At 38.5% G+C, this 257-nt stretch carries 1 protein-coding gene; it reads right to left on the bottom strand.

What is annotated here, in order from left to right:
• Nucleotides 1-257, bottom strand: a 257-nt coding sequence (locus DDE80_RS14945; RefSeq protein ID WP_153060963.1) for a transposase, incomplete at both ends; no start/stop codon positions are given.

The following is a 257-nucleotide window of genomic DNA, read 5'->3' on the forward strand; positions in this document are numbered from 1 at the left end:
AACGCTTTTACCAAAGTGAAGAGCTTGAGACATTCCTTTCATGTCCAAGTCCTCGATGATAACAGCGTCATAGGTTGTCGCTAATTCTTTTGATTGATGGTGTAGAAAGTTCTTACGTTGATTGGCTATCTTTTCTTGTAGTGCAGCCACTTTCAAACGTTGTTTTTCCCAACGTGCAGAACCTTTCTTTCTACGAGATAGGATGCGTTGTTCTTTTGCTAATTTGTCTAATGATTGTCGATAAAAACGTGGATAAT

The sequence above is a fragment of the Metalysinibacillus jejuensis genome (assembly GCF_003057615.1).
Taxonomy (GTDB): Bacteria; Bacillota; Bacilli; order Bacillales_A; family Planococcaceae; genus Metalysinibacillus; species Metalysinibacillus jejuensis.